Origin of the sequence: Bacillus sp. 2D03 (genome assembly GCF_003946765.1) — a bacterium.
In the GTDB taxonomy this organism is placed as follows: domain Bacteria; phylum Bacillota; class Bacilli; order Bacillales; family Bacillaceae_G; genus Bacillus_A; species Bacillus_A cereus.
In genome coordinates this window covers 220,136-233,534 of sequence record NZ_RPSJ01000003.1, presented here as the reverse complement: position 1 = coordinate 233,534, position 13,399 = coordinate 220,136, and the positions used below count along the sequence as shown (strand labels likewise).

Below are 13,399 nucleotides of genomic sequence, written 5' to 3'. Positions count from 1 at the left end.
ACCTTTCACTAGGTGAAGTATTGTTGTATACATATATTTGGAAGGAGAAGAAGTATGAAAAAGCATTTATATATAAATGGAGACTGGAAATCTGTAAACACGTATAAACCATTGTACGCACCATATTCTGAAGAAACATTAGCGGAAATTGCACAAGGAACGGAAGAAGATGTAAAAGAGGCTGTTACTGCTGCAAAAAATGCAATGACAAAAATGAATACATTATCTGCATATGATCGTGCGACTATTTTAGAGAAAGTTGCACAAAAAATGGATGAAAGAAGAGAAGAATTTGCAGAGATTATTGCAAAAGAAGCTGCAAAACCAATACGTGCTGCAAGGGGAGAAGTAGATCGTACTGTTCAAACGTACAAATTTGCAGCTGAAGAAGCGAAGCGTATATATGGTGAGACATTGCCATTAGACGCCGCACCTGGTGCGGATGGGCGTATCGCATATACAATCCGAAAGCCGATTGGGGTTATAGGGGCTATTACACCATTTAATTTCCCATTAAATTTAGTAGCGCATAAAGTTGGACCAGCAATTGCTGCCGGAAATACAGTTGTATTAAAGCCAGCTGATCAAACGCCATTATCATCTTATGCATTAGTTGAGTTATTTGAAGAGGCAGGATTGCCAAATGGAGCTTTAAATATCATTTCTGGCCCTGGCTCCACGGTTGGTGAGGCCATCGTCAAAAATGATTACGTTGCTTCTATTACTTTTACCGGAAGTCCAAAAGTTGGAATTGGAATAAAACAAAAGGCTGGGCTAAAACGAGTTACGTTGGAACTAGGATCAAATGCTGCTGTTATCATTGATGAAGATGTAGAGTTAACAGATGAAATAATTGAACGTGTAAAATGGGGAGCATTTGTTAATAATGGACAAGTTTGTATTTCCGTACAACGTGTTTTTGTACATGAAACGAAAATGCATGAATTTCTTTCGAAGCTGAAGAAAGCGATGGAATCAGTTGTTGTTGGTGATCCACTGCTTGAGGAAACGGATGTATCAGCTTTAATTTCAAAAAAAGATGTAGAGCGAATTGATATGTGGGTTCAAGAAGCAATTAAGGAAGGAGCAACTGTTTTATGCGGTGGTAAAAAGCGCGATGCAAGAATTTTTGAACCGACTGTATTAACAAATGTTCCAGATCATGTATCTGTGCAGTGCCAAGAAGTATTCGGCCCACTCATGACAGTAAATACATTTAAAGAATTTGATGAAGCGATTGAACAAGTAAATAATTCGCGTTACGGCTTACAGGCAGGTGTATTTACAAATAATTTAGTTAAAGCAATGCGTGCAATTGATGAGCTAGAGGTTGGTGGTGTCATGATTAATGATATACCAACGTTCAGAGTAGATCATATGCCTTATGGTGGTGTGAAAGAAAGTGGTACGGGGCGTGAAGGAATTAAATATGCAATAGAAGAAATGACAGAAATGAAATTAGTATGTATTAAAAAATAAAATAGAAAAACTTAAAACTTGCACTAAAAAACGAGTAGGAAATGTTTACGATTCCATACTCGTTTTTTACGCTTCTAGTAACTATTTAATTAAGTGTAACTTTTACTTCATTTCTTGTTTGAAAATAGTATCTTCTACATAAATTTGTTCTTTATCTACAGCAGTAGCATGAGTTAATACTAAACCGATTGGTGTTTTTGTATCTTTATTTTGAACAATTGTAAAAGGAACATTTTTTTCGTTTGCTAATTTAATGTATTTTGATAAATGTGGGTAAGCAATGCCACCATTTAGGAGGAGTTGTAATGATTGAGAAGGGCGCATGCTACCCGCCACTTCAGAGTATACATTACTTTGCATTACTTGACCGATCGTTAAAGCGATTTCCACACGCTCACGTAATGTAGTTAAATACATATTACGTTCTTCTGGTTTGTTTTGCTTTTGGCCGTAAATGCCTTCTTGGAGATAATCTTCCACATTTTTATTTACCATATTTTTCACACCTTTCATTTTCTATTGTACGCAAGAATTAAAAATGATGCAAAAAAGTCGTTTTGACTACGGAAATAATGAAAATATGTGAAGGAAAAAGGGGATTTGCATACAATTAGTTAAATAAGAAAGAAAAAATAATTTTATCAACAGAAATTAACAAAATGTGACAAAAATCTATTAACGAATCGTATTTTTTGTGTTAATATTCAAAATATAAAGGGTATTCGTCGTATGGAAATGGAGGGAATGGAGGTTTTTCCAATCGATAAGGATATTAAAGAAATATTTTGTTCACACTTGAAAAACAATAGGCACCAATTCGTAGAGAACTGGAAAAACAAAATGATAATTTCCGAAAAAGATCCATTTAAACTAGAAGTAGTTCAAAATGGAGAGGATTTACTAGAGTTAATTATCGAACTTACTATGGAAGATAAAGATATAAATTATCTTCAACCGTTATGTGAGAAAATTGCTATTGAACGTGCTGGAGCAGATGCGAATATTGGAGATTTTGTTTATAACGCAAACGTGGGAAGAAATGAACTTTTCGAAGCGATGTGTGAATTAGATGTTAGTGCTCGTGAATTGAAACCAATTATGGCAAAAATACATACTTGTTTTGACAAATTAATTTATTATACCGTTTTAAAATACTCGGAAATTATATCGAAGAATTTAGAGGAAAAACAGCAATATATTAACGAAACACATAAAGAAAGACTGACGATTTTAGGACAAATGTCAGCTAGTTTTGTACATGAATTTCGTAATCCGCTTACTTCCATTATGGGGTTTGTCAAATTATTAAAGGCAGATCATCCGAGTTTATCGTATTTAGATATTATTTCGCATGAATTAGATCAATTAAATTTTCGTATTTCGCAATTTTTACTCGTATCAAAAAAAGAAATGTGGAATGAATCGGAACGGTTTTGGCTTAATGACTTGTTTCAAGACATTATACAATTTTTATATCCGAGTTTGGTCAATGCGAATGTTTTGATTGAAAAGAATTTACCGTATCCAATTCCGCTTGTTGGTTATCGAAGTGAAGTGAGACAAGTATTTTTAAACATATTAATGAATTCAATTGATGCTCTTGAATCAATGAAAGAAGAACGAAAAATTATCATTGATGTATTTGAAGAAGATCAAGCTATTCGAATTGTGATAAAAAATAATGGACCAATGATTCCAGCTGAAAATGTAGAAACGATTTTTGAACCATTTGTAACTACTAAAAAGTTAGGAACTGGTATTGGATTATTTGTATGTAAACAAATTGTGGAAAAACATAATGGATCCATTATGTGTCGATCAGATAACGATTGGACAGAATTTCAAATTGCATTTCAAAAATAAACAGTCTACACCAAATGAATGGTGTAGACTGTTTTAATTTGTGAGTATAACGGCTTCTAATTTAGGATCTTTAGTTGAATAACCTACTATTGAAATTGTATAAATAACATTTGGTTCAACATTGAATTTCGGTATAGTCAATAAAACGTTTTTATTATCTGCGAGTGAAATTTCAATATCTGCTGTACCAGGGCTAACTTGCAAAAAATCGGTTATTTGTTTAAAGAGTACATTTTCAAATAAATGATCCCCATCTTTTAAATCTACATTTACAACAGGGGTATCTGGAGAGAAATGTGCAAACCGTATTTTTGCTTGACCAGCTGGTAAATGTGTATTATCAAGTATAGGCTGTAATTGTAGGTGATTATCACTATTTATTGCAGCAAGAGTGTAAGTATGATTTCCCATTATTGGTACCAACGCTGAAAAGATTGGAGTTTCATTTCCGACAGGAACAATGTCTATACGGTATTTACCTTGCACTAATGATAAATAAGGGCTGAATTGCTTAAATGAAATATTTTTAATAACCTTTTGTCCGTTTACTAAAATGTCAACTGCTGGTATATTTGGATCGGCATGAAAAATTCTTATATGTGACGGTAAAGCAGCTTCTTGTGAGTCTCTTGTTTCATACGCCTGTACAAGTTTTGATAGTGCATCGTAATATTTCATATATAATTCTATATATTTTTTAGGATTACGAAACTGATAGTAACGTGCGAGCTGTTCGTATTGCGTAACTTCTTGTCCATATTTTTCGATTTCAGATTGAGACATGAACATTCCTCCTTTGTCATCATTAAAACTATATGCGAAGCAAGAAAGCGGTTATGCAAAAAAAAAGATTTTATAAGGGGAAAATTAAAAATTGACAACAAATATGTTGTCATAAAGAGGTGCTGGTGCTTACGAGAATTTCGTAGAGTAAAGCAGTACATATGACTGCACGAAAGTAAAATAAATTCCAAATTGAAAGTGTATTTCAATTAACATATTGAATACATGTCCAAAAATCGCTAGAAAACTAGGGATTTTTTTAATTATAGGCAAATACACATACAAAGTGATAATTGTCCTACATAAATTATAAAGGAAAGATAGTTTGAATCTGAGGAAAGGGGTGCCACTTCGGGATAGAGATATCCTGATAGTAATTGTGATGTGAATGAAGTTATGAAAAGGTTTTGTGTTATAGGCTGTAGGATGAATTTGTAAACTTCATTTTTCTATTTATTTTAGCAATTGACAGTATTAACCCATAAGAGAGCGTCATGACGAACTGATTAGTGTGGTTAATCGGTTCTTTTTTTATAGTTTAAAAATGAAAAGTTTACATATTAAATATGAATCTGAATTGATTAGTAAGGTGGGGTGTCGAAATTTGTTTTAAAATATGCAATTTAAAGTAGGATAATAGGAAGGAGTTTAACGGGAGTTCCGTCGAAGTGTACAGAATGTCGGTATTTAAGGACAGCTGGCATTATGCTATAAAAACATTTGGTGATGCAGTCATTTCATATAAAAGGGAGGGTTATTTGGGCGTATAGAAAAGGGTTGGTCTTCGTTTTATAGTTCTGAATTTTCTGTTTTATAAATATTTTTAAGCACTCATTTGTATATTTTATAATAGTTTTTTGATAAATTCACTGCTTTTGCAGAGGATTCTTTTTTATGAAAGAAACGTCAATTTTCTTCATATATATATACAAATTGGAGAAATGGGGGAGCGCTATGCGCGATTACTTAATTAAACCACTTGTTGGTCAGCCGTATCCAATGATTTCACATGGAAAAGGTGTTTATTTGTATGATCAAAATGGCAATAAATATTTTGATGGTTCGTCAGGAGCAATTACGGCAGGTATTGGGCATGGCGTAAAGGAGATTGCAGACGTTATTAAAAAGCAAGCTGAGGAGATTGCTTTCGTTTATAGATCACAGTTTACGAGTGAACCAGCTGAAAAATTAGCGAAGAAGTTAAGTGATTTAAGTGTAGGAGATTTGAACTGGAGTTTTTTTGTAAATAGTGGTACGGAAGCGAATGAAACAGCTATGAAAATTGCAATTCAGCATTTTCAAGAGCGAGGTATTCAAGGGAAACATAAAATTTTATCAAGATGGATGAGTTATCACGGTATTACGATGGGTGCTTTATCGATGTCTGGTCACCCACTACGTAGACAACGTTTCGTATCTATTTTGGAAGATTATCCGACTATACCAGCTCCATATTGTTTCAGATGTCCTGTTCAAAAGGTATATCCAACTTGTCAGCTGGCATGTGCGACTGAACTAGAAAGATCAATTGAAAGAATTGGTGCAGAGCATATTGCTGCTTTTATTGCTGAGCCGGTTATTGGAGCAGCTGGAGGCGCGGTTGTTCCGCCGAAAGACTATTATAAAGTCATTAAAGATATTTGTAATCATTACGATATTTTATTTATTGCGGATGAAGTAATGACTGGGCTTGGTCGTACTGGAGCATGGTTTGCGATGGAGCATTGGGGCGTAGAGCCGGATATTATGACACTTGGTAAAGGATTAGGAGCGGGATATACACCGATGGCAGCTACAGTTGTAAGTGATCGTGTTATGGAACCAATATTACGCGGATCACGTTCAGTAATGAGTGGTCATACGTTAAGTGCAAATCCATTGTCTGCAGCAACGGCTTTAGCTGTTATTGAATATATGGAGAAACATAATCTCCCTGAAAAAACAGCAGAAAAGGGAGATTATTTAATAAAGGGCTTGCAGAAAGTTCAGCAACAATCGACAATCATTGCTGATGTGCGCGGAAAAGGGTTGCTAATCGGAGTAGAATTGCAACCGTTTACAAAAGCGTCAGAGCTTATTTCAGTTGCAGCTAAAAACGGCCTGCTTTTATATCAAGCCGTTTCAGGGCAAGCAGGAAAAGAAGATAGTGCACTGCTTGTAGCACCGCCAATGACAACTACATATTCCGAGTTAGATGAATTACTTTCAATTTTCTCTAAAAGTGTGGAAGAGATGATGCAAAAAGGAGGGCATAGTATCGCATGACAACTATTACAAATACATTCGGTAAATTAAAAGAAATTGAGGAAGTAATTTCTTTGTTCCATGATGATATGACATTAATGTTTGGGGGATTTGGAGGGATTGGATCCCCTCCATCTTTAATACAGGCAATTTTAGAAAAAGGCGTTACAAATTTAAATTTGATTGGAAATGACACTGGATTTCCTGATGTAGGTATCGGTCGTCTTGTTACAAATGAAAGAGTTAAATCACTAATTACTTCTCACATTGGCTCCAATCCAAATGCAGGAAGGCAACTAAACGAGGGAAGATTACAAATTGAGTTTTCTCCCCAGGGAACATTAGCAGAGCGCATTCGCGCTGGTGGCGTTGGTCTTGGTGGTGTTTTAGTTGATGTTGGTGTTGATACAATTGTGGAAGAGGGAAAACGAACAGTTGAAATGAATGGTAAGACCTATTTAGTTGAAACAGCATTAACTGCTGAAGTTTCAATTGTATATGCAAAGAAGGCAGATCCGTTTGGTAACCTTGTATTTGACAAAAGTGCACGAAATATGAATCCTCATGTAGCTATGGCTGGGGATATAACAATTGTAGAAGCAGAAGAAATAGTCCCGCTTGGAAATTTAGATCCAGAGGAAATTGTCGTTCCAGGTGTTTTCGTAAATTATATTGTACCGTCGGAAGGAGTGAACTGGAAATGGGTATGGGCGTAGAAGTGAGGGATAAGATTGCTAGGCGTGCGGCGAAAGAAATACAAAATGGTATGATTGTAAATTTAGGTATTGGCATACCATCGCTTGTACCAAATCATTTGCCTGACGATATAAATGTTATGTTTCATGCGGAAAATGGAATCGTGGGCATGGGACCAACGCCAAGTAAAGGGAATGAAGACGAAAATTTGTGTAATGCAGCAGGTTTACCAACTTCTCTTATAACAGGAGCGAGTTATTTCGATAGCTGCACAGCGTTTGGGATGATTCGAAAAGGTTTGCTAGACATAACGATTCTTGGTTCATTACAAGTAAGTGAAAATGGTGATTTAGCAAACTGGATTGTACCTGGAAAACGTGTTCCAGGTATTGGTGGAGCAATGGATTTAGCACAAAAAGCGAAACGGGTCGTTGTTGTGATGAATCATGTTGATAAGTACGGAAATGCAAAAATTGTTTCAGAGTGTACATTGCCATTAACTTCAAAGAAATGTGTAGATTTAATTATTACTGATATGGCAGTCATGGAGGTAACTCCGAGTGGACTTATATTACAAGAATTAATGAGCCCATACACAGTAGAAGATGTAAAACGACATACAGAAGCTGATTTTCAAATTAGTTCTAACTTACTAGTAATTGAATGAAGGGAGATGTAATATATGGAGCAATTAAAAAAGCAAGTTTGTGATTATATTGAGAGCCATGAAGAGGAAAGTGTGAAATTTTTAAAACGATTAATTCAAGAAAAGAGCGTATCTGGTGATGAAAGCGGTGCGCAGGCAATTGTGATTGAAAAATTACGTGAATTAGGTTTAGATCTCGATATATGGGAGCCCTCCTTTTCTAAAATGAAAGATCACCCTTATTTTGTATCACCCCGTACAAGTTTTTTGAATAGCCCAAATATTGTAGCGACTTTAAAAGGAAGTGGCGACGGGAAATCTATGATATTAAATGGGCATATTGATGTAGTTCCAGAAGGGGATGTGAATCAGTGGGAACATCACCCTTATAGCGGTGAGAAAATAGGGAATCGTATATATGGCCGTGGAACGACGGATATGAAGGGCGGAAATGTCGCACTTATGCTTGCGATGGAAGCGATCATTGAATCTAGCATTGAATTAAAAGGAGACATCTATTTTCAAAGTGTAATAGAAGAGGAAAGTGGCGGAGCAGGGACATTAGCAACTATATTACGAGGATATAAGGCAGATGGTGTCATTATTCCAGAGCCTACTAATATGAAGTTTTTCCCGAAACAACAAGGTTCCATGTGGTTTCGTCTACGTGTAAAAGGGAAAGCTGCACACGGTGGAACGCGCTATGAAGGGGTTAGTGCAATTGAAAAAAGTATGTTTGTTATAGAACATGTAAGAAAGCTAGAGGAGAAAAGAAATAGTCGAATTATAGATCCGTTATTTAAAGAAATTCCGATTCCAATTCCAATTAACATTGGGAAAATTGAAGGAGGGAGTTGGCCAAGTTCTGTTCCCGATGAATTAATTTTAGAAGGAAGATGCGGTGTTGCGCCGAATGAGACTATAGAGGCGGCAAAAGAAGAGTTTGAGAATTGGATTGCTGAATTAAATGATGTGGACAATTGGTTTGTTGAAAATCCAGTAGAAGTAGAATGGTTTGGAGCGAGATGGGTTCCTGGTGAACTAGAAGAGAATCATGAACTCATTACAACACTTCATCATAACTTTGTTGAAATCGAAGGGAACGAACCAATTATTGAAGCATCTCCGTGGGGGACTGATGGAGGTTTATTTACACAAATTGCAAACGTACCAACAATAGTCTTTGGTCCAGGAGAGACGAAAGTAGCACACTATCCAAACGAATATATAGAAGTTGATAAAATGATAGCTGCCGCAAAAATTATTGCATGTACATTACTAGATTGGTGTGAGGTGAAAAAATGAAATACTATGAATCTTTTAGAGAACAGACGAATTGTTATACAGTAGAAGGCGTTTTAGATTATTTTAATAAGCGTATTCGGGTAGATCACTATACAGGAAATGTTGAAAGTATTATACAGACAATTGACGAACTAGCAGAGAAACATTCTTTCACTAAATGCATTATTAAAGGAAAGGGAGAGCATGTTTCAACATGGCTCTCTTTCGGTTTTTTGTTGGAAGCAACGATACCTCATTATTTTCAAGGACACGATGCATACTTTTTCGTGAAATATAATAATGATGAAAGACGAAATAGTATGCATTGGACTGAGGAAGATACTATATTAAGCGGTGTAAAAGGAAAAGAAATAAAAGAAAAAGTAGTTCCAGAGGAATTTTTGCTGAGAAAAGCGACTGAAGAAGATGCAGAAGAATTAGCAACTGTATTCGGAAAAGTGTTTGAAGTGTATCCGACACCTTTAAATGAAGCGAGTTATGTATTACAGACGATGAAAGAAGACGATACAATTTACTACGTATATGAATTTGAGGGGAAAATTATTAGTACAGCATCTGCAGAAATGAACATAAAGGAAGGGAATGCAGAATTAACGAATTGTGCTACTTTACCTGAATATCGTAAACATGGATTTATGAAAAGTTTACTAATTAAATTAGAGGAAGAACTTCGAGAAAGATCTATTTTCTGCTCCTATACAATTGCTCGATCGCTTTCTTTCGGAATGAATGCTGCCTTTCATCAATTAGGCTATACGTATACAGGAAGACTGGCAAATAATTGCTACATTTTCGATAAGTTGGAAGATATGAATATATGGGTGAAAGATCTATCTAGCTATTCGAAAGCAGTAAAACTTCCGCTTCAAAATTTGGCTGTAAAGCAAAACAGTTAGGCGGAGCTGGGTGTTTGAAAAAGCCGTACTAATTAGAGTTTCGAGTTATCTAATGAAAATATAAAATTGATTAAAATTATAGAACGGAATCGTCATGCTTACAATCGCACATAGGTGTGCCGAAAATTCGGCATGTAATTGCTGGATTTTCGGCAAGAGGGGGGATGACATTGCTAGCAGTTTCGACACAAGAAGTCATTGAAGCGATTTTGGGCAGTATTGATGAGGCTATACACGCTGTAGATGAAAATGGAATTACAATATTTTATAATTCTGTAGCTGCAAAACACGATGGATCGAAGATTGAAAAAGTGTTAGGGAAACATCTGTTAGAAGCGTTCCCGTCTTTATCAAGGGAAACGAGTACATTGATGAAAGTACTAGATACAAAAAAACCTATCGTACATCAGGTACAACATTATCAAAATTTAAATGGTGAAGATGTTTGTACAGTAAATACGACGTTACCTATTTTTATAGATGGGAATATTGCTGGGGCTGTTGAAATTGCAAAGGATTACTCTACAATTCAAAAACTTACTGACACAATTGTTGACTTACAGTCGAAAATAAAGCGATCATCTAGAAAAAAAGTGATTAAAAAGCACGCTGCATTTGAGACGATAGTGACAAATGATACGCGGTTTAAACAGACGAAAGAGTTAGCACAAAAAGTAGCACCAACAGACGCGAATGTTTTAATATATGGTGAAACAGGAACAGGAAAAGAACTGTTTGTACAAGCAATTCATGAAGCTTCTAAAAGAAAAAACAAGCCATTTATTGCACAAAACTGTGCAGCTTTACCAGAGTCGCTATTAGAAAGTTTATTGTTTGGAACGACAAAAGGAAGCTATACGGGAGCGATTGAAAGAGCTGGGCTATTTGAACTTGTTGATGGTGGTACATTATTTTTAGATGAACTGAATTCAATGCCTCTTGATTTGCAGGCAAAAATGTTACGAGTGTTAGAAGATGGAGTCATTAGAAGAATTGGTGATAATAAGACGAGAAAAGTAGATGTTCGTGTTATTACCGCAATGAACCAGCCTCCAGAAATATGTTTACGAGAGAATAAAATTCGCACTGATTTATATTATCGCTTAAACGTATTTTCATTATATATCCCACCGCTTCGTGAAAGAACTGAGGATGTACTATTATTAGCATCTTATTTTTTGAAAGAATATAATAAAAGTTATAAAAAAGGTGTACTTCAAATTGATGAGGAAGCGAAAGATAGACTGCAAGCTTATCAGTGGCCTGGAAATGTCCGGGAGTTAAAACATACGATTGAACATGCTGTTATTATTGCAGAAGGGAATACATTAACAGCCAATTGTTTACCACGTACATTTCGGAAAGAAAAGTTTTCGAAGAAGAAGGGTATAATGCCACTTAGAGAAGCACTTCATCAAACAGAAAAAGAATTAATAGATCAAGCGTTGATTGAAACGGAAGGGAATATACTACAAGCCGCAAAAATGTTGGGTATCCCTCGTCAAACGCTTCAATATAAACTGAGCAAGTACGACAAAACCGCCGAATAATCGGCGGTTTTTGTGTGTTTGCACCAATAAAAGAGCGTTTACATATATAAAAAGTAATGAATATGATGTTAAGTATTGATTTCATACAACGCTTAAAAATATTTTTTTGCTTATGTAATAGGGTTCTCCGCACATTTACTTATCAACAATGCAAAGTTGGCATAACTATTGCTTATATAAAGGATGAGCGTATAAAAAGGGGGAATAGCAATGTTACATGATGTATACAAACCAAATCGTCACTGGAAGGATATCGAATTATGGAAAGATGTTACTGAAGAGCAATGGAATGATTGGGTTTGGCAATTAACGAATACGATCAAAACGTTAGATGACTTAAGAAAAGTGATTAACTTAACACCTGAAGAAGAAGAGGGCGTTAAAATTTCAACGAAAACGATCCCGTTAAACATTACACCGTACTATGCTTGGCTAATGAATCCTGATGATCCACGCTGTCCGATTCGGATGCAATCAGTACCGATTTCGGAAGAGTTATATAAAACAAAATATGATTTAGAAGACCCACTTCACGAAGACGAAGATTCACCAGTTCCAGGGCTAACACATCGTTATCCGGACCGTGTACTATTCTTAGTAACAAATCAATGTTCTATGTATTGTCGTTACTGTACACGTCGTCGTTTTAGTGGACAAATTGGAATGGGTGTACCGAAGAAACAATTAGATGATGCAATTGCTTATATTCGTGAAACGCCACAAGTACGAGATGTATTAATCTCCGGTGGTGACGGACTTCTAATTAACGATAAAATTTTAGAATATGTATTAAAAAATTTACGAGAGATTCCGCATGTTGAGATTATTCGTATCGGAACGAGAGCACCAGTAGTATTCCCGCAACGTATTACAGAAAACTTATGTAACATTATTAAAAAATACCATCCAGTATGGTTAAATACACATTTCAATACATCTATTGAAATTACTGAAGAATCGAAAAAGGCATGTGAAATGTTAGCGAATGCTGGTGTTCCAGTCGGAAACCAAGCAGTAATTTTAGCTGGTATTAACGACAGCGTTCCAATTATGAAAAAACTTATGCATGACTTAGTAAAAATCCGTGTACGTCCATATTACATTTATCAATGTGATTTATCTGAAGGTATCGGTCACTTCCGTGCACCAGTATCTAAAGGTCTTGAAATTATTGAAGGTTTACGTGGACACACATCTGGTTATGCTGTTCCGACATTCGTTGTTGATGCGCCAGGCGGAGGCGGTAAAATTGCACTTCAGCCAAACTATTTAATCTCACAAAGTGCAGATAAAGTTGTACTTCGTAACTTTGAAGGTGTTATTACGACGTATCCAGAGCCAGAGAGCTATATTCCAGGAAGAGCGGAAGGATACTTTAAAGAGATTTATCCGAACTACGAAGAAAAACGTTCAGATGTTGGTATCGCAGGTCTTATGAGCGATAAGAAATTTAACCTCGTTCCAGACGACTTACAGCGTATGAACCGTCGTAAAGACTACGAAGATAATGATACTCATGCATCTTTAAAAGATAAACGTGATAAGCGCGATCAATTAAAAGATAAAAAATATCAAGCACAAATGGCTAAGTTAGAAGAAAACGACAAAAAAACTGAGGGTGATGCAGTATGAATTGTATGTGGTGTGACAGTACAGAAGCGAAAGAAAGCTTGAATACTGTATATTGGGAATTACCAGATGGTACGAAAGCCATTGAAATCCAAGAGACACCATGTATTTCTTGTTCCTCGTGCGGGATGGACTATCAATCAGACCATACAGTAAAAGAAATTGAAGATCAATTATTCTTAATTTACACGAAAGATTTACCAAAACAACTAACATATGAAGAATTAATGGGAAGACCGCGTCTATTAAAAAGAAATTATTTCGACTTTTAACCAGCTTTTATGCTGGTTTTTTTCTTTTTTGCCTTG

The 13,399-nt window shown here is 35.7% G+C and carries 12 protein-coding genes; 10 read left to right on the top strand and 2 right to left on the bottom strand.

Features of this window, described 5'->3' with window-relative positions; all coding sequences use genetic code 11:
- Positions 1 to 54: 54 nt before the first annotated feature.
- On the top strand, positions 55 to 1,479 hold the full coding sequence (locus EBQ15_RS09435; RefSeq protein WP_000716457.1) for an aldehyde dehydrogenase family protein: 1,425 nt from the start codon (positions 55 to 57) through the stop codon (positions 1,477 to 1,479).
- 102 nt (positions 1,480 to 1,581) lie between these two features.
- Here the strand turns inward: EBQ15_RS09435 and EBQ15_RS09430 are convergent, their stop codons facing one another.
- A complete protein-coding gene (locus EBQ15_RS09430) occupies positions 1,582 to 1,974 on the bottom strand; it encodes a YueI family protein (RefSeq protein ID WP_000247557.1) in 393 nt (130 codons plus the stop codon).
- A 234-nt stretch (positions 1,975 to 2,208) separates the two neighbouring features.
- On the opposite strand from EBQ15_RS09430, the gene EBQ15_RS09425 reads away from it, so the two are divergent.
- The gene (locus EBQ15_RS09425) at positions 2,209 to 3,342 is read left to right on the top strand and encodes a BA2291 family sporulation histidine kinase (protein WP_000425086.1); all 1,134 of its coding nucleotides are present in this window, start codon (positions 2,209 to 2,211) and stop codon (positions 3,340 to 3,342) included.
- A 33-nt stretch (positions 3,343 to 3,375) separates the two neighbouring features.
- Here EBQ15_RS09425 and EBQ15_RS09420 read toward each other — a convergent pair whose 3' ends face one another.
- Positions 3,376 to 4,125, bottom strand: a complete 750-nt coding sequence (locus EBQ15_RS09420; RefSeq protein ID WP_000083284.1) for a DUF4397 domain-containing protein — start codon at positions 4,123 to 4,125, stop codon at positions 3,376 to 3,378.
- 954 nt (positions 4,126 to 5,079) lie between these two features.
- Between EBQ15_RS09420 and EBQ15_RS09415 the strand changes: the two genes are divergently transcribed.
- From EBQ15_RS09415 to EBQ15_RS09380, 8 genes are all read left to right on the top strand, one after another.
- Positions 5,080 to 6,390, top strand: a complete 1,311-nt coding sequence (locus tag EBQ15_RS09415) for an aspartate aminotransferase family protein (RefSeq protein WP_001205897.1) — start codon at positions 5,080 to 5,082, stop codon at positions 6,388 to 6,390.
- Positions 6,387 to 7,085, top strand: a complete 699-nt coding sequence (gene atoD / locus EBQ15_RS09410; protein WP_000208106.1) for an acetate CoA-transferase subunit alpha — start codon at positions 6,387 to 6,389, stop codon at positions 7,083 to 7,085. The genes EBQ15_RS09415 and atoD overlap by 4 nt, the downstream gene beginning before the upstream one ends.
- The gene (locus EBQ15_RS09405; RefSeq protein ID WP_000525278.1) at positions 7,070 to 7,732 is read left to right on the top strand and encodes a CoA transferase subunit B; all 663 of its coding nucleotides are present in this window, start codon (positions 7,070 to 7,072) and stop codon (positions 7,730 to 7,732) included. Before atoD ends, EBQ15_RS09405 begins: the two co-directional genes overlap by 16 nt.
- A gap of 15 nt (positions 7,733 to 7,747) precedes the next feature.
- Positions 7,748 to 9,016 carry a peptidase gene (locus tag EBQ15_RS09400; RefSeq protein WP_000436685.1) on the top strand — a complete coding sequence of 423 codons (1,269 nt, stop codon included), beginning with the start codon at positions 7,748 to 7,750 and terminating at the stop codon, positions 9,014 to 9,016.
- A complete protein-coding gene (ablB, locus tag EBQ15_RS09395) occupies positions 9,013 to 9,912 on the top strand; it encodes a putative beta-lysine N-acetyltransferase (protein ID WP_000878596.1) in 900 nt (299 codons plus the stop codon). The genes EBQ15_RS09400 and ablB overlap by 4 nt, the downstream gene beginning before the upstream one ends.
- A gap of 164 nt (positions 9,913 to 10,076) precedes the next feature.
- Positions 10,077 to 11,462: an arginine utilization transcriptional regulator RocR gene (rocR, locus tag EBQ15_RS09390; RefSeq protein ID WP_011110073.1), complete on the top strand. Its 1,386-nt coding sequence runs from the start codon at positions 10,077 to 10,079 to the stop codon at positions 11,460 to 11,462.
- A 210-nt stretch (positions 11,463 to 11,672) separates the two neighbouring features.
- Positions 11,673 to 13,094, top strand: coding sequence for a lysine 2,3-aminomutase (gene kamA, locus EBQ15_RS09385; protein WP_000902142.1), 1,422 nt, complete (start codon positions 11,673 to 11,675; stop codon positions 13,092 to 13,094).
- Positions 13,091 to 13,363 carry a YokU family protein gene (locus EBQ15_RS09380; protein ID WP_000995763.1) on the top strand — a complete coding sequence of 91 codons (273 nt, stop codon included), beginning with the start codon at positions 13,091 to 13,093 and terminating at the stop codon, positions 13,361 to 13,363. Before kamA ends, EBQ15_RS09380 begins: the two co-directional genes overlap by 4 nt.
- Positions 13,364 to 13,399 lie beyond the last annotated feature (36 nt).

What these genes read in the sequence shown, in the direction of transcription:
- rocR (WP_011110073.1), top strand. Translation starts at nt 10,077, where the DNA reads ATGACATTGCTAGCAGTTTCGACACAAGAAGTCATTGAAGCGATTTTG.
- EBQ15_RS09425 (WP_000425086.1), top strand. Translation starts at nt 2,209, where the DNA reads ATGGAAATGGAGGGAATGGAGGTTTTTCCAATCGATAAGGATATTAAA.
- atoD (WP_000208106.1), top strand. Translation starts at nt 6,387, where the DNA reads ATGACAACTATTACAAATACATTCGGTAAATTAAAAGAAATTGAGGAA.
- EBQ15_RS09435 (WP_000716457.1), top strand. Translation starts at nt 55, where the DNA reads ATGAAAAAGCATTTATATATAAATGGAGACTGGAAATCTGTAAACACG.
- EBQ15_RS09400 (WP_000436685.1), top strand. Translation starts at nt 7,748, where the DNA reads ATGGAGCAATTAAAAAAGCAAGTTTGTGATTATATTGAGAGCCATGAA.
- EBQ15_RS09405 (WP_000525278.1), top strand. Translation starts at nt 7,070, where the DNA reads ATGGGTATGGGCGTAGAAGTGAGGGATAAGATTGCTAGGCGTGCGGCG.
- EBQ15_RS09415 (WP_001205897.1), top strand. Translation starts at nt 5,080, where the DNA reads ATGCGCGATTACTTAATTAAACCACTTGTTGGTCAGCCGTATCCAATG.
- EBQ15_RS09420 (WP_000083284.1), bottom strand. Translation starts at nt 4,125, where the DNA reads ATGTCTCAATCTGAAATCGAAAAATATGGACAAGAAGTTACGCAATAC.
- EBQ15_RS09380 (WP_000995763.1), top strand. Translation starts at nt 13,091, where the DNA reads ATGAATTGTATGTGGTGTGACAGTACAGAAGCGAAAGAAAGCTTGAAT.
- EBQ15_RS09430 (WP_000247557.1), bottom strand. Translation starts at nt 1,974, where the DNA reads ATGGTAAATAAAAATGTGGAAGATTATCTCCAAGAAGGCATTTACGGC.
- ablB (WP_000878596.1), top strand. Translation starts at nt 9,013, where the DNA reads ATGAAATACTATGAATCTTTTAGAGAACAGACGAATTGTTATACAGTA.
- kamA (WP_000902142.1), top strand. Translation starts at nt 11,673, where the DNA reads ATGTTACATGATGTATACAAACCAAATCGTCACTGGAAGGATATCGAA.